Raw genomic sequence first — 17,973 nt, 5'->3', positions numbered from 1 at the left:
AATGCAGCAGCTTTGGCTTGCGCCTTATTATCTCGCCATGCCCGAAGTACTCGCTGGACTAGAGTTGAGCGATGCGTCAAATGAAGTGTCTATCACGGTAGAAAATGCGCAGAGCGCGCAAAAGACCATTCGCCTTAGTGGTCGAACATTTGAGTTTCGCGGCTTTCCGACTTTGCCGGATAATCATCAAAAAACCCCACAATACCTGCAAAACGTCACTAAACCTTATTGGTACGAAGTGGATAAAAGCAATGGAGTTTTGTACGTACAATTTAATGCCGTTGCACAGATGAAAGCGCAGTCGTTAGCGCAATTTAGTGCGGAGTTGATTGAGACAATAAAAGACGGTGAAGTAAACCACTTGGTGCTGGACTTACGACACAACAGTGGTGGCAATGGATCCATATTACCACCATTGCTAAAGGCACTTATTTATTTTGAAGCGGCAAAGCCAGAAGGCAAGTTATTTGTAGTGATGGGACGTAATACCTTCTCAGCAGCGCAAAACCTCTTAACCAATATTGATAGCTTTACCAATGCAATCTTGGTTGGAGAACCAAGTGGCTCTCGGCCAAATCATATTGGTGAAGCTGGAAGGTTCCGTTTACCGTTCAGTGGGGTGTTTGGACTCGTTTCGTCGCAGTTTCACCAAACTTCTCGCGCAGAAGACCACCGTATTTGGATTGCACCACATATGCCGGTATTGCCGGACTCTGCAAGCTACTTCAATGGTGTCGATCCGGCTATGAAAGCCATTTATAGTGTATTGGATAAAAACGTCGATGGTTTAGTTAAGTAAGCCGCGCGTTAGTTGAGCGCATTTTTTAGGTAAAATCATAAAATGGAAGTGGCATAAATGATAATTCCGGCAACGTTGTTGTTGCCGGTGTTTTTGAGAGGGTTGTTTTCTTTGTGATTGCCGCTTTGCTGTATTTCTCCGTTTAAGTGCATGCGGTGACTATCTTAAAAGTAAGCTAGCAAAAAGAGGGACATGGGGTGCTATCAATTCCTGAACCATTATGCTAGCTTTGTTAGTGAAATCAACTAAATGGAATAATAATAATGAGAATTGGTAAGGTAGTTCAGTGCTTGTTTGCTGTGACGTTAGCGGCTTTCTTTTCGGGAGCTGCGATGGCGGAGTCCGAAGAAAAGACAAAACAAGAATATGAGCAACAAACAAAAACCTTGATGTCAAAAGTGCTTGATGAAAAGAGAACTTTTACAATTCAACTACCCAAAAGCTATCACACCAACCCCAATAAAAAATACCCTGTGATTTATCGCCTTGATGGTAAAGGCAACCTTCCGTTGATGACCGCAGTACTCGAGCGTTTGCACGGAGCAAACGTTTCTGCGGCACCTGAAGTTATTATTGTTGCAATCGAAAATACAGACAGGTTAAGAGATCTCTATCCAACTAAGAATAAAGAGCCTGCAGGACCTATGGATATTGGTGGAGGAGCACCCAAGTTTTTAGAGTTTATCGAGACTGAGCTTATTCCTTATGTGAACCAGACCTACCGCACTCATGATTTTAAAGTCATTGCCGGTGCATCTGCAGCGGGTACTTTTGCGCTTTATGCTTTGCAGGCAAAGCCTGAGCTATTTCAAGCGCATATTGCTTATAGCCCAGCGGTATGGTGGAACTTTGGCGCGACAGCAAAGAGTACCAAAGCGTTTATTTCCAAAACGAAGCAGCTAAATAACTTTCTATATATCACAATTGGTGAGGAAGGCGGCGTGATGCGCGAAAGATACGACGATATGGCGCGCTTTCTAGCAGCAAATCAACCACATGATTTGCGCTTTTTCAGTGAGTCCTACGACAATGTTCCTCATGGACTTGTGTCTGCAGCAGGTATGTTTAGCGCGTATCAAAAGCTGTTTTTGCCAACTCGAATGCCTGCTCGTGCGTATACCGGTGAATTGAGCTCTATTACTAAGTATTATCAACAACTGTCTGCTCAATATGGCGAGGTTTTTGAGCCACAGGAAGCAGTGATCAGAGAGCTTGGCTATTACCACGTAAGTATGGGTAACGTGAAAGAAGCAATTAAGTTGTTTAAGTTTGGCGTTTCACGCTATCCAAATAATGCAGATGCCTACAACGGCTTAGCATATGGCTATGAAACCGACAAACAATACCAAGCATCTTTAGAGCAAGTAAACAAAGCGCTGGCATTGTCATCAAAGGGTGATGGTGGCTACGATGTCTTTGTTGCTCGTAAAGAGCGGCTAACTAAATTACTAGGTGAGTGATAATCAAAATGCGTAAATAGACCACTTAGGTGATCGATGTGGTCTATTTGTTGGGTATTTATTGCCACTTAAAAATAGTGGCGAATACGCTTTATTTTTTCGCCGCTAAACTCAAACAGTGTCATAAGCTTTTGCTTATTTTCTTTTTCATCCGTGTTACCTTGCTGATCAACGCAAGGATGTAGATACTCAACGGTCACCGCATTAAGGCCTTCAATGATGTTTGTGACTTCGATATCGCATTTTCTGTATTGGCCTAGATCGTTGAGTAGGCCTTTTTTGTATTCTTCTTTTGATAATACGGCATTAAAGCGAGGGTGCTCGAATGAGGCGTCTGGCGTTAAAAGCGTAAGTAGGTGGGTAACATCAGACTCTTTTGAATATTGGTGTTCAACGGCTTTTTGTGCGTCGAAGTAAGCGTTGACCTTGTCGCTCAGTGTATCTGCGGAGCAAAGACTTGAAACCAGCATGAGTGGCAGCAGTGCATATCGAACTTTCATTATAATTTTCCTTAATTTATTGTTTTTTACTCTGTATTGAATGCAATGTTTCGACCGGGAAATGCAAGTTTAGAAAATGGCCATGCCGTTTTTAACCAATGAGTAATTGTTTGATGAATGCTTTACGCAATTTAGTTTTATTGAAGTCTGCATCATATTCTTCGTGTTCATATTTTTCGTTGTCATGTCATTGAGACAGTAGCGCGTTGATATCTTCGACTATTGAACCTTTAATAAAAACCTTAGCAAGACTGTCGAGATAATTCTGTGTTTGAGTTTGCATGCACGTGTTGTCGCACAGTGTTTCTGTTGTTAGTGAAGGGAATGAGAAAAAGAGCAATGAGTGCGGTATTTTTCATGAAAGTATCTTTTTTATTATTATTTGCAACAGGTTAGCACTCGGTTGTAATTTATACAATGACAAAAATTGTAAGCTCAGCAGGCGCTAAGAGTCCAACTTTGCATTTCTGTCACTCGACTAATACAGCGAGCGAACGCAAATGCCAGTTGCTCACCTTGGTAGATTTGCGCTATGGGCCCATCTGCCAAAAAAACAACCGGTACTTTGGCTTCGTAACACTCATCGATAAGCGCAATCAGTCGTCTGGCCTCATCGTCGCCAATCCTAGGTTGCATTGAGTTATTTGGGCGGATATAGCCTTCCTCAGTCCCTTGTGCTACATCTTTATTTTCTGGAGTAACACCGAGTAGCGGTAACTCAGAAATAAAAATACAACTAAATTGCTCTGCAAGCTCAATATAGTCATTGGTAGCGCGAGGGCTTGAGCAGATCTCCATAAAATCAAAACATACGACGCTTTCATTTGCGCCAAGCACGTTAATCAGACGATGATTAATCTCCAGGACGCCCGGTTTGAATATGCCACCTGCATTAGTAAAGGCGTCCCAAAATGCTTGTTTATCGTTGACGAAGTAGTGGTTTGCCGTTGTACCTTTGCTAAATCGATGATCTGTCTCACCACATACAGGTATGACATCGCAGTGACTTATAAGCAGTGCTATCGTTGGCTCAAAGCGGTCTCTATGTAATCCATCTTTGTATAACTCGGTTGGGTGACAATTAGAGGTTGCAACTAAGGTCACGCCAGCTTCAAAAAGGGCTTCAAACAATCTCGCCATAATGATGGCATCGCCGATATCGGTGACAAAAAACTCGTCAAAGCACAGCACAGAAGTGTGCTCTGCCCAATTTTGGGCGATCCGCTTTAAAGGATCTCTCACACCTTGTATTTGATTGAGTTCTTTATGCACCTGTTGCATAAAGTGATGAAAGTGTAGGCGAGTTTTGTCTGTGACGTCAGTGAATTCATAAAACCAATCCATCAGCATTGTCTTGCCACGCCCGACAGGGCCATAAAAATAGATGCCTTTATTCGAGTGACCACTAGCGAGTGAACGAGAAAGGGCATCTAAAGCTGAAATTGCAGCTTGCTGCGCTGCATCAGGAGTAAGATTTCCACATTTGATTTGTGCTTGGTAATGGCTAGAGATTGACATAGACACTGCAAATAGGAATAGTTAATCCGAATAGTATCATAAAGCTAGAACTCATGGATGCACTAATAAAATTAAAACAAGCTATAGAAGCTTATTATGAAATTTCGAAAGAAACCTGGTCTGCCATGGCTGAGATAACGAGTACTAAAGTACTCGCTAAAGATGAGTGGCTATACCAAGAGGGTGAATACCTAACAACTTTTGCATTTTTACATCAAGGGTTAGTTAGATTAGTAAACACCAATGCTGCTGGGCAGGAATACAACAAACGCTTTTTTGTAGCGGGGGAGTTTCCTGGTGTTATGCATGCGCTACATCGCCAAGAGCCTGCCAATCAAGGGATCCAAGCGCTTGAAACATCACAGGTTGTCCTAATCAATTTTAAACAGTTTAGAACACTGCTTATGGATAATCCGGAATTAATGCGGTTTCAAATATTGTATCTTGAGAAGAACTGGTTGTTAGAAAAGGATAAGCGAGAACTTTATATGGTGCAGTTAGATGCCACGGAGCGTTATCTCTCATTTTTAAAAGAGCAGCCAGAACTTGCTGAGCGTGTACCACAATACCATTTAGCGTCACACCTTGGGATCACTCCTACGCAGTTAAGTCGAATAAGAAAATCGTTAAAAAACTCTGGCTCGTTTACATAGGTAAATGAGCCAAGCTTTTCACCTTGTTAAAGTTGTCTCAACACATAATGGAGAGCAACTTATGAATACATCACAATTAGAATCATTATTAAATTGGCGTTACGCCGTCCGCAAATTTTCTGAGCAAACCATTGCTCAGGACAAAGTAGATAAGTTAATTGAACTGACGGGGTTGAGTGCTTCAGCATTTGGCTTACAGCCTTACAAGATTATTCAAATATCCAAGCAATCGATAAAAAAAGCATTGCTACCGCATTCGTATGGGCAACAAAAGGTGCTTGATAATAGTCATCTATTAGTTTTTGCTGCCGATATGTCACCTATTGATAGCCAAATAGAGCGCTACATTCAAGACTTTAAGGCGAATCGAAACCTTGATGAGCTTATCTATGCGCAGATGGAATCGGGTATGAAAGACGCGCTACACACCATGGACTGTGCGTCTCAATATAGCTGGTGTTCTGAGCAGGCTCACTTGGCCCTCGGTACATTACTGCTGGTAGCCGCCAGTATGGAAATTGATGTTTGCCCAATGACCGGTATCGATAAGGTTGCCTACGATGACGTACTGGGTCTCTCATCCTTAAACTTACGCACGGTATTAATTGCGCCGATTGGCATTCGTGACAGTACGGATGTGAACGCGAATACAAGCAAAGTAAGGAAATCGAGAGACTTGCTACATATTGAGGTGTGACGATGATTTTTGCCATATTAGCTGTTTTTGCAGGGGGGGCAATCGCGGTGCAAGCAAGCATGAATGCACAGCTTGGCGGTTTATTAAAAAGTCCGATATTGGCAGCTGGAGTGGCGTTTACCGTCAGCGCATTCTATGCCTTTATTGCCTTTCGGGTATCTGATAACGTGCTGCCAGCAGCCTCAGAGCTAAAAGCCGTGCCTTGGTACTTGTGGTGTTTAGGTGGGGTGCTAAGTGCAACTGGGGTGGGACTCTGTTATTTTTTAATTCCTAAAATGGGTATAGGTAATTTAATGGCTTATTACTTGTGTGGTCAAATGGTGGTAGCTATGGTGATCGGTCAGCTTAGTCTCTTTGGCGTCCCTTATACGCCTATTAACCTACAAAAAGTCGTGGGCGTGATTGCTGTGCTGACCGGTATAGTACTTATTAACGTTAATCGTTCAGGCTAAAGCTCGGCCATTTCTAAGGCTTTGCTAATAGCTGGTGTTGCCGCAATTTGGCGATAATAACGGCGCAAATTCTTAAGCGAAGGCGTTTTTTCTAAAAATGTCTTCGCACGCTCACAAAGCATAAATAAATAGCTGTCGCACAGCGTAAATTGATTTGCAAACAGGTAATGATTGTCTGCAAGTAAGGTATCAATAATTCCAAATCCTTCTTCTAGTCGACCTTGCTGCGAGCGAATAAGGTCGTCATACATCAAAGCACTTTGGGTGTGTCGTTCGGGGTAGGTGTACATCAATAAGTCGCTGTGAATAGAAGCGCTCATAAAATGCATCCATTGCAGGCACTGTGATTTTAGTTTTAGCTCAGTTGGGATAAGCTGCTTGTCAGTGTGCTTTTCAGCAAGATACTGAGAAATTGCAGCGCTTTCAAATAAGGTAAAGTCGTCGTCAACGAGGGCTGGTACTTGTCCGGCAGGGCTTAGTTTTAAGTATTGTGCACTGCGGTTGGCATTTTTTTTGATATCCACCAATTCAAGTTGATAAGGCTCACCAATGAGCTCTAATAAAATATGAGGCGCAAGGCTCGCACTTTGTGGATAGTAAAAGAGTGTATACATAATTCACCTAATGTTAGGTCACGTGTATCACTCAGGAACAGGGCATAAAATAACAGTGATCACGTGAAGTTAGTTTAATACCAATGTAATAATTGCAAGGTTATTGGTATCCAAAATCGGCTCCTTCTTCGCTGTCTCCTATTCAACCTTAGGTGAGGGTTGAGGTTTTCACAAATAAAAATGCCAGCAAATGCTGGCATTTAGATAATTTTAAAGTATTAGCTACGGATTGTAGTAGATAGGAGAGTTAGGTCCAACTGGTAGGCCAAAGCCAAATACCCACACGTAGAATAGTGCTACCCAACCTATAAAGAAGAACATGCTGTACGGCAACATAGTGGCTACTAATGTACCTATACCCATGTCTTTTTTGTATTTCGTCGCAACCGCTAATATCAAACCAAAGTAGCTCATCATGGGAGTGATAAGGTTAGTAACTGAATCTCCAATACGGTACGCTGCTTGAATGGTTTCTGGCGCATAGCCTATAAGCATAAGCATTGGAACGAATATCGGTGCCGTGACAGCCCATTGAGCTGATGATGAGCCAAGGCTTAGGTTAACTAGTGCACACATGAATATAAACAGTACAAATACTTCTGGGCCGGTTAGGTTTAGCGCCTGTAACAATGCTGCGCCATTTATCGCAAGAATAGTACCTAAGTTCGTCCATTTAAAAAATGCAACAAACTGGGCGGCAAAGAATACCAACACGATATACATACCCATAGAGCTCATGCTTTTACTCATTGCATCAATAATATCGCGGTCATTTTTCATGGTGCCAACCACACGGCCGTACACAAAACCCGGGATAGCAAAGGTTACGAAGATAAATACCACGATCCCTTTTAAAAATGGTGAACCTGCCACTTCGCCTGTTACCGGATGACGTAAAATGCCATCTTCAGGCACTATGGTTAAGGCAAGTAGAATGCTTACTACGAGTAGTGATACGCCCGCCCATTTGAGGCCTGATTTTTCTTTTTCAGAAAGTTTCTCGATATTATTTTCACTTAAATCAACGCTGGCTTCTTTAGAGTCGTATTTCCCTAAACGTGGCTCTACGATTTTCTCGGTGACTAAGGTTCCCACTATAGCGATTAGGAATACTGAAATCATCATAAAGTACCAGTTCGCTTCAGGACCCACCTGATAATTAGGGTCAATCATCTGCGCCGCGNCCCGCTAGTAGTGGATCGATTGTGCCAAGCAATAGGTTTGCGCTGTAGCCACCAGATACGCCAGCAAATGCGGCGGCTAAACCGGCAAGTGGATGTCTACCAAGGCTATGGAAAATCATTGCGGCAAGTGGAATCAACACTACATAGCCAAGTTCTGATGCGGTGTTAGACAAGATAGCAGCAAACACAACCATGAACGTAACCAAGCGTTTTGATGCACCCATTACCATGCCGCGCATTGCAGCAGATAGCATGCCTGAGTGTTCTGCAACACTAACCCCTAGTAATGCAACAAGTACAGTGCCAAGTGGTGCAAAGCCAGTAAAGTTAGTTACAAGACCTGTCACAATGCGTTGCAGACCCTCAGCACTCATCAAGCTTACGACTTCAATGACACCGTCGGGGTCGCGACCAGCGGAGCCTTCTGGGCGAGGATCGATGGCAGATAACCCCATCCAATCGGCAATACCACTGAATACCACGATGGCGATACAAAACATTGCAAACAAAGTAATAGGGTGGGGAAGCATATTCCCTAAGAACTCAACAGTTGCCAAGAAGCGATTAAATAATCCCCCTTTTTGCCCCTGTTGGTCCTGACTATCAGCTTGCGTCTCTACAGCATTTGACATAGCTAAATTCTCAGTTCCAAAAAATGGCGCAACCTTAGCATTTTTTTTACATGAGGTCATGTTTAAGCGGCTATTTGTCCTCTTTCTGGGTTGAAAGGTGGGGCGTTGTGCAAAAACAAATCAGTTAGAATAGCTTAAGCTGATTTTTATCAGGACTTGCTTGTTTTTTGCATTCACGACTTGAACGACGTCTTGAAGCGTGAGTGTGACGCACTCTGCCTGTTTCGTCTTTATCTAGGTGCTGTTTATAAAACGTAGAGATTTTTTCACGGGCAATTTTTGCTGCGTCATCGGGTAATATGGCAGGGCGCTGATATTGGTCTTCTTTTAAACCAGTATAAAGCCAAGGTGTATGCAAGTAATGTGTAGGAACATGATCAAGCTCAGGAATGTAGCGGCGAATGAATTGGCCTTCAGGATCATATTTTTGTCCCTGAGTTATGGGGTTATAGATACGAAACGGATTTATCCCAGTAGTGCCTGACTGCATTTGTACCTGAGGATAGTGGATCCCAGGCTCATAATCGACAAACAGAGCGGCAAGTCTTGCGGCTGGCCTCTGCCAATCAAGCCATAAGTGATAGCTTGAAAACGCCATCAACATGGCGCGCATGCGAAAGTTTATCCAACCTGTGGTGATCAGCATTCGCATACAGGCGTCAATAAAGGGGACGCCCGTGTTACCGTGAGCCCAAAGTTCAAAGCGTTGCGGATTAAATTCACTCGCACGCATATCAATTAAGGATGCATGCACAGCACGCTCTGCATAAAGCGGCTCTGATTCTAGCTTTTGCACAAAATGGCTATGCCAGTAGAGCCGTGATAAAAAACCGCTCTTATTGCGTTTTGAATCAACATTTAATGCAAGAGTTTGTTGTAAAACATCCCTGAGGCTTAGCACGCCATAGGCCAAATACGGACTGAGTCTGGAGCTACTGTTTACAGCTTTTACCGGGCTTGAGATACCAAATAAATAGTTGTCTATCCTATGATTAAAAAAGCTATACAAGGTTTGCTGCGCGGCTTTGAGTCCACCTAATTGTGGCTTTAGCGCTGAGTTGCTGTCATTCCCAGGGTAATCATTTAAAAGTGCAATACCACTATGCTGTTGCAGCAGAGGATTAATTTTTGAAGGCGTTGGTAGACAGTCNGTCGCTTTGCAGCCAGTCTTCGGCTTGCTGTTGCCACTTATCACGATTCACTTTTCCCCTGAATACGGCTTGTTGGCGATATTCTTCATACGATACGTATCTTTTTTTGCACCAGGCAATAACACGCAAATCGCGCTCAAATGTCCATGTATTCCCCGTTTCTTGATGACAATAAAGGGTTGCGATCGCGATGTGTTGATGGATCTTTTCAAGTATTTCAATGATATCGCCCTGGCGAATCGTCAGCGTGCCACCTAAAAGCTGCAGCTGCTCAGCAAGGTTTAGCAGCGACTCTTTTACAAATTGAAATTGTCTTTCGCTGGTATCGGGGAGTTGCCAATATTCGGGCTCAACAACATACAATATCAGGGTTGGTCTGCCATTATTACACGCTTCGTAAAGTGGTTTATGGTCGAACACTCTTAAATCACGTTTGAGCCAAACGAGATTAATCATCTAACACCCCCTTAAACAATAAAGGGTAACGGCGTAGGCGTTTGCCGATGTAGTCGTCGGCGAGGATCTGCTGGCATATTCGCTCTACATCATCGTCCACTGCAAACACCCAATCAAAGCGTTCAATGGCGAGCAAAAAGCCACGTTTTAAAAAGCGTTGTTGGCGAAATTCATCGCAGTTCTGTTTGATTATTTTGAGTTTATCTGGGTTTTCCCTAAGCGCTTCGACTACCTTGTTTAGGTATGCTCGGGTTTGTTTGCTTTCGGGGCGGGGACGTCTAACGCGACGTCCTCGGTTGGTATTTGGATATAAGCTACTCATTCGCCTCTTTAAAAATGTAGTCTAGCTTCTTAACAAAATCGTCTTTGTGTTTATCCTGTTCATAGTCCAAGTGGTAAGTATTATGAAATCCAGAGCGCAGCAACACACCACTGCCTTGCAGGTATATGGTGTAACCATCAGGATCTGAATAGGCCACTATGCCCTCATAGCGTTTGCCTTCCTCGGTTACTTCACCGTGCTTTTGAATATGCTCGAACACCGTTAACAAGAACTTGCTATCTAATTCATTTTTCATTGTTCACTTCGATACTTGGAATACGCTTTCACTGTGCTAGCCGATCACTTAACTAACGCTGAAATTGCCTTAAACTGCTCATTCTTGGCCGATTTTAGCCACTGAAATAAAATAGACTCTAAAGCCAAAAAGCGTGCGCCATCTGCCTGCATTTGCATTAGCGCCCAATCAGTGTGTTTTGGATTGCGTGAGCAAATACCATCGGCAACTATCACAACGTTGAAATTGTCCGCAAGCAGGTCATTGACGGTTTGTTGTACACAGATATGACTTTCGAGGCCAACCACGACGATGGTGTCGCGTTTATATTCTTGAATAGCTTGCTTGCAAGATTCAACGTGGTAAGCACTAAACGCAGTTTTTTCGATAACCGGGAGATTAAATTCAAGTAAACTCGGTGCTGTATGGCCAAGCCCTTTGGGATATTGCTCAAAAATCAGTGCGGGAACAGACAAATGTTTTGCAGCTTGTAGTAGGGTGGTTACTTGGCACTCGATATCGCCAAATACCTCAATATGAGGACGAAATTTTTCTTGAATATCGATCACTAAGATCATGCTGTCCGAAGGTATCAAATTCATCATCTTCTCCTTAGAGATTACGTTGCAAAGCGAGCACGCGCGCTTCGCTAATACGTTATTTATTCGTTACAATGGTATACCCACTTAAAAAGTAAACGGTTTTGGCGTGAAAGTACATTTTCTTGGCACTTCTTCAGGTAGCCCAACTAAACAACGTAATATGTCGGCAGCGGCAGTAAGCTTTGAAAATACCAAAGCCTGGGTACTAATTGACTGCGCCGAAGCAACCCAGCATGCGCTGCTGCACAGTGAGTTAACCCTATATCATCTCGAAGCGATTTGTATTACCCACCTTCATGGGGATCATTGCTATGGATTACCCGGACTCATTTCATCCATGGCATTAAACTCTCGCAAAGCGCCGCTAAAATTAATTGCGCCGAGGGCCGTTATTCAGTTTGTGCAAAGCTGTTTTACACTGACAGAGGTGAGGCTAAGTTTTGACCTAATCACCATCGCCCTTGAAGAAATAAACGATAAGCTACCGCTTGAATGTTGCGATATCGAAACCATAGCGCTACAACACAGAGTGCCCAGTGTTGGCTATAAGCTCACGGAAAAGTGCATTCCTCGCAAGTTAAAAATAGACCAACTTCAGCAAGATGGCATTGCGTCTGGCGGCCACTACAACCTGTTGCAAAAGGGCCAAGACGTGGAATACCAAGGCCGACTTTTAATCTCAGATGACTACAGTTTTTATAGTTGGCAACCTCGAGTTGCAATAATTTGTGGTGATAACGAAAAGCCCGGCTTGCTATCGCAGATGATAAAAGAGGTCGATTTGCTTGTTCATGAAGCTACCTTTACCGCTGCAGATCTTCATAAAGTGGGCTTTCATACAGGGCATAGCGATGCCAAGCGCATCGCTCAATTTGCACAATTACATCAAGTACCCATGCTCGCGCTCACTCACTTTAGCGTGCGCTATCATGGTGAGGGCATGCTGCAGCCTCTTATTGAAGAGGCCAAGTTGCACTTTAGCAATGCACTCATCATCGCAGAGGATGGTCTGATTGTAGACATTCCAAAGCAAAAGCAAGTTGAGTGCGCAACTGCTTAGCTCTAGGATTGCTCGCAAAACCAACGCCAGTCGGCTACGACTTGCTCGCTGTAATGACTGGCCGATTTGACCAATTCATCGATGAGACTAGGTAAAATGGCGACGGCATCCTCCTGAAATTGTAACGATCGTCTATCTGCTCGCATATGTGAAAGGGCAAGTGCTTCACCGCAAGCTTCTGCATATTGGCTAAAGCCCGACTTAGTCGCTGCACGCTTACCAATGGTGATGTCTTCTGGGTCTATACCAACGCGAGCATGATGGCGCGAGCGTACCAGCCAATGGCTGCCTTGCCACAGTGCATTATCTAAAATGAGATCGGTACGGCGCTGCATTTTTCTTTGACTGTTGACGGTTAAGTGTGCGGGATCTAAGCGATTCACTGGGCTTAAATTTGCAAAGTAAGCAAGAGGCGAAGCGAGTTGCTGTTGTTTTACCTCCACAATGTGGCATAGCGGCAAAATATCTTTAGTCGGCTTTTGTACGTTTGGGCCAACCAACAAATAATATCTGCTTAGATGCAATGAGCCTGTGCCTTGGTCGATACGCTCAACACAATCTAAAATTTCGTCATCAACGTAGGGCGCAAAGTGATGAATAAGGTTTTCTTTTAAATCGGGATCAAGTTGCTTAAACTTCAGCTTGTCTTCGCGAAAACGTAGCGGCTTAATACTGAGGTCGATTTCCTTAGCAAGTGTGCTTTTTATCGTAAACGCGGCGCCACCCGCCATTCTTTGCAACCCTTTTTGCCATCGTTTATGCAGTATATGATTATTATCAAATTCGGTTAAGCCTGTGTTGCTATCGACCTTATACTCCAGCGACAACTGACAGGCTTTTAGGTAGCTGTGTAAAAAGTCCAATTGTGCTTGGGCAACTAGCTCTTTACTGACCAAAGGTTTACTTCGGTCTTTAATATCCTGAGCTTGCTCTTGAATACGCCCGCCTTCTAGTTGAGTAAGCGGTAAACTCACTAAAAAGCGAAACAGGTCCCACACAGCGTGTCCGACGCAGGCATCATCGAAGTCATTAGGTTCAAAGATTAGGGTATCGCCGTGGCTGCCTTCTTCGCTATGAAAGCCAAAATTGCCCGTATGACAATCGCCCATTACGTAGGTGAGTGGCAGGCTGGTGGCCGCTTCAGGTAACTGCAGTTGTTGCTCCAGTAAGTCCTTATACATAAGCGCGGCACTACCACGGAAGAACCGAAATGGACTGAGTCTCATTTTGTCAAATTTACTGCACTCACTGTTTGCATGGATACCTTCACGCTCATTAAAGTACGATGCAAGATAGTCGTGACGATTCATGGATTAGTCCTCCCTTTGAACAATACCCAATTGAGATTTTGCCAGTTTTACAACGGCTTTATCGATAGGTGGGGGACTAATATCAACCCCCTTGCTTAGTGCTTCGACAATGGTTTTCATCACTTGTACGCGGGTATACCATTTATGTTCCGCGAGGATCAAATGCCATCCCGCTAAATTTGTATCGGTTTTAGCAAACATATCATCAATTGCTTGCTCATAATCTTGTCGCTTCTGGCGGTTGCGAATATCTTCTTCCGTTAGTTTCCAACGCTTATACGGATTATTTAAACGCTCTGTAAAGCGCTTGAGTTGTTCGTCTTCGCTAATGTGTAAAAATAGCTTAACAATGCGGACATTATCATCTGTCAGCAGACGTTCAAATTCATTGATTTCTTGATAGGCGCGGTGCCACTCTTGCTCATTAGCAAATGCTTCAACCCGTTCTACCAACACTCGGCCGTAATATGAACGGTCAAAAATAGTCATAGTACCCCGAGGAGGTAGCTTTGTTTGAAACCGATAAAGGTAATGCCGGCCTTGTTCCTCAGGCGTTGGTTTTGCGATTGGGTAGACCTTAACGCCGCGCGGATCGAGCTTTTCTGTCATGCGGCGAATAGCGCCTCCTTTACCAGCCGCATCCCAGCCTTCAAACACTAAAATAGCGCGCTTCCCTTGATGAAAATAGGCTTGTTGCACATGTAATAGTTGGGTTTGCCAGTACTTTAACTCGCTTTTGTAGTGTTTTTTTGAATCAATAGCAGGATGTGTCATGGGAGGCTTAACACTTAGCCCGCGATTTAGCGCCTTTATTTCTGATACATAACTGGTCATGCTAACTCCTTTAATCGCCTTTGGTTAAGTTGGCCCTGTTGCCATCAAAGTGCTGTTCAACGCGAAAATATTATCGCACCAACTAACTTTTGAGCGTGTTAGAGTAACCTAGAGTAAACTCTACAGGGAGTTTTTGACAATGATATGTCATACCATTTTGTCTTAAACTTCCTTAATTTGAGGGAGCTAATCAGGCGCTAACGGCGTTAAAAATTTCTCATCATTTAGAACAGGTAAATAGCAAAATTCTTCCTTGATTGAATAACTAACTCCATCAGTATAAAATCTACCCCGAATAATATCTCGCGCTCATTGATGAGTAGCAAATTGCATTGATGAGGAACAACCGGAATAAACAAGGAAGGATTGGCATGAAGCCTTTTGACAACTGGCCTGCGCTTGCGCAAGACGCACAGCAAGGTACATTCGATGATTCACTTTTTCAGTCAGATTCAGACGTAAAAAATTCGGCACAACCAACCAGATTGCCGATGGCTAAAGTGCCCAACATCATTCTTAAAGCACTTAACCCCCATCACACTGACTATATTCGTATTGACCCAAAAGAAGCTCGTTACTGGCATGGTGGACTTCATCACCATGACGATAGACAACTACTTGTTATTTCAAATAACCAAGTACAACGTCTCAAAACGGTTTCTCAAGGCAATATAAAGGAGATCTTTGCGTTTATTAAAAAGTCAGCGCTTGAGGCTAAAGTGGAAGGTCAGTTCGGTTCTGGTGGCAGTAAAGGCTTCTCGGGTGGGGCGGGAGAGTTAAGCCAAAACGGTGCACATTTAGGTGCCGCAGCTAAATATGCTGCTACAAGCGATTACTCAAAAAATGATGGTGTGGGCTTCAATAGTAGCCAAGGAGCAGGTACAACGCGCCCGTCAATGGGTAAGAGTAACGCTGGCATTCAAAAAACACCCACTAAGCTAGAAAGTACAGCACAACCCATAGATACTATTGCGCCATCTGTTATTATTGGTCAACCTAATCCAAAGCAAATCGTAAAACTAGAGCAAAACCAAGCCACTAAAAGACGTTTTGCAAATCATGTATTAGGACCGGGAGAAACTGCCGCGAGTGTTGTCGAGCAGTATACTGGCACACCAAATGAAAGCCGTATATATGGCTTCAACCATCCTCAGTTTACTATAAAAAATCCTCCCAAAGCGGGTGATAAAGTCAGGGTGAATACCGGCTTTGACGTACTAGTTAAAGGACAATTCTATAATAGCAACAGCGTTAACCTAATCTGGAAAGGGCCAACGTCGGGTTCAAAATCAGCCATATTGGAGCAAGTGAATGGCAACTACATACCAGACAGAGGTTATGATTGGGAGTTGGCGCTACCGCTTGTGGCGGGGGAATACACATTAACCGCTGAAGCCGGAGGTGCGACGCACTCCGTGAGTTTTTCGGTTGAAGAATCCGAAGACCAACTGGAAATTATTGATTTTATATATATTCCAGAAGATAACAGCTTTATAGCGGTCACGCAGTCACTTGCCGATATTTTAGAGCAAGAAATGGAAGTACTTAACCCTCCCATGGAGCAGCTAAAGCAAGCGCTGGCTGGACAACAAGACCTCTCGAAGCAAGATGATAAAGTAATTGACGCAAAAAAGGCGTTAAACGAGACCCTAAAACCACTTGTTTCAGGCCCTACCGCTAATAAAATTACCGAAGTCATTGGCTTTAAAGGCCGAAAGTATACCTATGTGCGCAGTGATAAAATCGCCAATCATACTAGACGCTATAAAATTGATACGGACATTCGAAACGGTCGTCGTTTTAGCGATGCGAATGGCAACTTAGACCGTAGCAAACTGAACAAAGCGCTTAAAAATGATTTGAGCAAGCTAAAGGTCAATTTTAAGTATGATAAGAAGCTTGTCGACACGTATACAACCATATGGGGCGAATGAGCTAGGGAGCTAAATGAAGATCTAAAGATAAAAAGGTTTGAAAAAAGCGACTATTTTGATGCCAGTGCAGAGGCGCGATTAATGCGCTACACCCATGGTGCAGGCATTGCTGCAAACTTTAGCCCAAAGGATGGTGTCTTTTCATTTCAAGCTGATGGCAAAGTCGATTTTGCTGTCGGTGAAGCAAAAGCTGCAATAAGTGGTTACTACCCTAATAACAAAGGGTATGAATTTAAGTTTATGATGCCGCTTAAAAATACGACCAAAGAGCGTGAGATAAACTTAGGCGCGCTCCGATTAAATGCGACCATTGCCTTTTTTGGCTATGCAGGCGCTAAATTACAAGCGGCGGCAAATATAGGCTGTACAGTAAAGCAAGGTAAAATGATGCTTGAGGGATTAACCCCTGAACAAGTAAAAGCACTTAGCCGCGCCGATCGCAAGTTTGAACCTGTAAAAGGCGAGCTCAGTGCATTTGCTGGGGTATCCGCAGGCTGTGAGTTAACAGGTGCTTTGCAATGGGATAACCCAGAAAAATCCGGTAAATCTAGCTTTTGTGATTTAGCTAAATTAGGTGGAAAGGCAGAAGGCGCATTTGGCGCCGGTGCACATGCCGGGTGTTTTATTGGTTATGAAGACGGAAGGTTTATACTTCGCGCGAAATTGGGACTTATCTGGGGCGTAGGTGCTGGCGGAGAGTTAGTCTGTGAGATAGGTGTCGATGAAATCGTCACGCTTGCCCAATTTGTTTATCACCAGCTTAAAAATAATGATTATGATTATCTCGAGTTTATACAGCCATTGGCATTTAACGTGCTTTATAAAGCAGTAGCCATGCATATAGCAACAGGTAAAGATATTACTGAGTTTGTTGGTGGAACTGCTAAAGACATAGATGAATGGTGGCGAACTAAAGTAATAATTCATGAACAAGCCAAGGCTATCATGCAAAGAGTTGAACAAGCACCCGAAATGTTGAAGTTTACGGTACCTGAGTCCAAGGGGGCATTTCTAAACTTATTAGCGAACCCTAACCTCGCTAGCCTTATCGACTCAGAGACCTACAGCTGGCAGGGCTTAAATGAGCAGCGTGAAAATACGATTATTATCATACTCAAGCATATACTTTGCACAGAGGAATTAGACGAGGTGTTGCAGCATATGGGTAAAGGAGGAACTAAGTGTAGCCAAGAAGAGGGCTTATCTCAGCTTAATAGTATTTTAGAAGGTGCTCAGCAGCGAGAGTTTGATGCATGGCGACGCAAACTACCAAGCCGAGCTCGCTCCGGTTCGGTTGCTGTCGCGATGCTTAATATCAGTCCATTTGTAGCACTGGCATAACAGCGTATGAGCAACCAAAGTTAGCTACTTTGGTTGCTCATTTAAAGGCATAGACTGATTGAGCACGCAGCGAAATCCAGTTGCCCTGTATGCCTTTTTTAGTTTCTCAGATTCTTGCCGTGTATATACATTACTGCCACGGGGAGACTCTAAAAACATCCCGCCACGCATGACCTTTTTTGTGCCTTCTTTTGGCCCTTTAGGATCCTGTTCTGGGGA

General features: G+C 43.6%; 18 protein-coding genes and 2 pseudogenes. 8 read left to right on the top strand and 12 right to left on the bottom strand.

The features are described from left to right. Position 1 precedes the first annotated feature (1 nt). Together CKO50_RS24925 and CKO50_RS19340 are read left to right on the top strand one after the other, a co-directional pair. Entirely contained in the window at positions 2 to 799 is a 798-nt protein-coding gene (locus CKO50_RS24925) for a S41 family peptidase (protein WP_255230532.1), read from the top strand. A 263-nt stretch (positions 800 to 1,062) separates the two neighbouring features. Further along, positions 1,063 to 2,259, top strand: coding sequence for an alpha/beta hydrolase-fold protein (locus tag CKO50_RS19340; RefSeq protein WP_095729481.1), 1,197 nt, complete (start codon positions 1,063 to 1,065; stop codon positions 2,257 to 2,259). A 68-nt stretch (positions 2,260 to 2,327) separates the two neighbouring features. Here CKO50_RS19340 and CKO50_RS19335 read toward each other — a convergent pair whose 3' ends face one another. Beyond that, positions 2,328 to 2,759: a nuclear transport factor 2 family protein gene (locus CKO50_RS19335; RefSeq protein ID WP_095729480.1), complete on the bottom strand. Its 432-nt coding sequence runs from the start codon at positions 2,757 to 2,759 to the stop codon at positions 2,328 to 2,330. Positions 2,760 to 3,194: 435 nt separating this feature from the next. After that, on the bottom strand, positions 3,195 to 4,277 hold the full coding sequence (zapE, locus tag CKO50_RS19330) for a cell division protein ZapE (RefSeq protein ID WP_095729479.1): 1,083 nt from the start codon (positions 4,275 to 4,277) through the stop codon (positions 3,195 to 3,197). A 53-nt stretch (positions 4,278 to 4,330) separates the two neighbouring features. Here zapE and CKO50_RS19325 point away from each other — a divergent pair, with 53 nt between their 5' ends. The 3 genes from CKO50_RS19325 (at position 4,331) to CKO50_RS19315 (ending at position 6,079) form a co-directional block, all read left to right on the top strand. Beyond that, positions 4,331 to 4,930 (top strand): Crp/Fnr family transcriptional regulator, encoded by a 600-nt coding sequence (locus CKO50_RS19325; protein WP_095729478.1) that lies wholly within the window; start codon positions 4,331 to 4,333, stop codon positions 4,928 to 4,930. 61 nt (positions 4,931 to 4,991) lie between these two features. Then, entirely contained in the window at positions 4,992 to 5,627 is a 636-nt protein-coding gene (locus tag CKO50_RS19320; RefSeq protein ID WP_095729492.1) for a nitroreductase family protein, read from the top strand. Positions 5,628 to 5,629: 2 nt separating this feature from the next. Next, on the top strand, positions 5,630 to 6,079 hold the full coding sequence (locus CKO50_RS19315; RefSeq protein ID WP_095729477.1) for a DMT family transporter: 450 nt from the start codon (positions 5,630 to 5,632) through the stop codon (positions 6,077 to 6,079). Here CKO50_RS19315 and CKO50_RS19310 read toward each other — a convergent pair. The 7 genes and pseudogenes from CKO50_RS19310 to CKO50_RS19285 form a co-directional block, all read right to left on the bottom strand. Continuing rightward, entirely contained in the window at positions 6,076 to 6,693 is a 618-nt protein-coding gene (locus tag CKO50_RS19310) for a glutathione S-transferase family protein (RefSeq protein WP_095729476.1), read from the bottom strand. The genes CKO50_RS19315 and CKO50_RS19310 overlap by 4 nt on opposite strands. Positions 6,694 to 6,915: 222 nt before the next feature. Beyond that, positions 6,916 to 8,509, bottom strand: a pseudogene (locus CKO50_RS19305) (AbgT family transporter). Positions 8,510 to 8,633: 124 nt separating this feature from the next. Beyond that, positions 8,634 to 9,704 (bottom strand): FAD-binding domain-containing protein, encoded by a 1,071-nt coding sequence (locus CKO50_RS19300; RefSeq protein WP_255230526.1) that lies wholly within the window; start codon positions 9,702 to 9,704, stop codon positions 8,634 to 8,636. Further along, the gene (locus CKO50_RS24920) at positions 9,631 to 10,116 is read right to left on the bottom strand and encodes a deoxyribodipyrimidine photo-lyase (RefSeq protein ID WP_255230524.1); all 486 of its coding nucleotides are present in this window, start codon (positions 10,114 to 10,116) and stop codon (positions 9,631 to 9,633) included. Before CKO50_RS24920 ends, CKO50_RS19300 begins: the two co-directional genes overlap by 74 nt. Next, the gene (locus CKO50_RS19295) at positions 10,109 to 10,438 is read right to left on the bottom strand and encodes a hypothetical protein (protein ID WP_095729475.1); all 330 of its coding nucleotides are present in this window, start codon (positions 10,436 to 10,438) and stop codon (positions 10,109 to 10,111) included. The genes CKO50_RS24920 and CKO50_RS19295 overlap by 8 nt, the downstream gene beginning before the upstream one ends. Beyond that, entirely contained in the window at positions 10,431 to 10,694 is a 264-nt protein-coding gene (locus tag CKO50_RS19290; RefSeq protein WP_095729474.1) for a DUF3081 family protein, read from the bottom strand. Before CKO50_RS19290 ends, CKO50_RS19295 begins: the two co-directional genes overlap by 8 nt. Positions 10,695 to 10,738: 44 nt before the next feature. Further along, positions 10,739 to 11,278 carry an isochorismatase family protein gene (locus CKO50_RS19285; protein ID WP_255230521.1) on the bottom strand — a complete coding sequence of 180 codons (540 nt, stop codon included), beginning with the start codon at positions 11,276 to 11,278 and terminating at the stop codon, positions 10,739 to 10,741. A gap of 103 nt (positions 11,279 to 11,381) precedes the next feature. Here CKO50_RS19285 and CKO50_RS19280 point away from each other — a divergent pair, with 103 nt between their 5' ends. Further along, positions 11,382 to 12,335, top strand: coding sequence for a ribonuclease Z (locus tag CKO50_RS19280; protein ID WP_217989663.1), 954 nt, complete (start codon positions 11,382 to 11,384; stop codon positions 12,333 to 12,335). A 2-nt stretch (positions 12,336 to 12,337) separates the two neighbouring features. On the opposite strand, the gene CKO50_RS19275 is transcribed toward CKO50_RS19280, so the two are convergent. Beyond that, the gene (locus tag CKO50_RS19275; protein ID WP_095729471.1) at positions 12,338 to 13,645 is read right to left on the bottom strand and encodes a DUF2252 family protein; all 1,308 of its coding nucleotides are present in this window, start codon (positions 13,643 to 13,645) and stop codon (positions 12,338 to 12,340) included. Positions 13,646 to 13,648: 3 nt separating this feature from the next. Further along, a complete protein-coding gene (locus tag CKO50_RS19270; RefSeq protein WP_095729470.1) occupies positions 13,649 to 14,479 on the bottom strand; it encodes a polyphosphate kinase 2 family protein in 831 nt (276 codons plus the stop codon). A 371-nt stretch (positions 14,480 to 14,850) separates the two neighbouring features. Here CKO50_RS19270 and CKO50_RS24915 point away from each other — a divergent pair, with 371 nt between their 5' ends. Together CKO50_RS24915 and CKO50_RS24910 are read left to right on the top strand one after the other, a co-directional pair. Continuing rightward, positions 14,851 to 16,413 (top strand): hypothetical protein, encoded by a 1,563-nt coding sequence (locus CKO50_RS24915; protein WP_255230518.1) that lies wholly within the window; start codon positions 14,851 to 14,853, stop codon positions 16,411 to 16,413. Between the two features lie 81 nt (positions 16,414 to 16,494). Then, positions 16,495 to 17,754, top strand: a complete 1,260-nt coding sequence (locus tag CKO50_RS24910; RefSeq protein WP_255230516.1) for a hypothetical protein — start codon at positions 16,495 to 16,497, stop codon at positions 17,752 to 17,754. 24 nt (positions 17,755 to 17,778) lie between these two features. Here the strand turns inward: CKO50_RS24910 and CKO50_RS24285 are convergent. After that, positions 17,779 to 17,973: pseudogene (locus tag CKO50_RS24285) on the bottom strand (hypothetical protein); the annotation flags it as partial.

It is taken from the genome of Pseudoalteromonas sp. HM-SA03 (genome assembly GCF_002289345.1).
GTDB lineage: Bacteria > Pseudomonadota > Gammaproteobacteria > Enterobacterales > Alteromonadaceae > Pseudoalteromonas.
The sequence above is the reverse complement of the archived record's forward strand: the minus strand, read 5'-3'. Positions and strand labels throughout refer to the sequence as shown.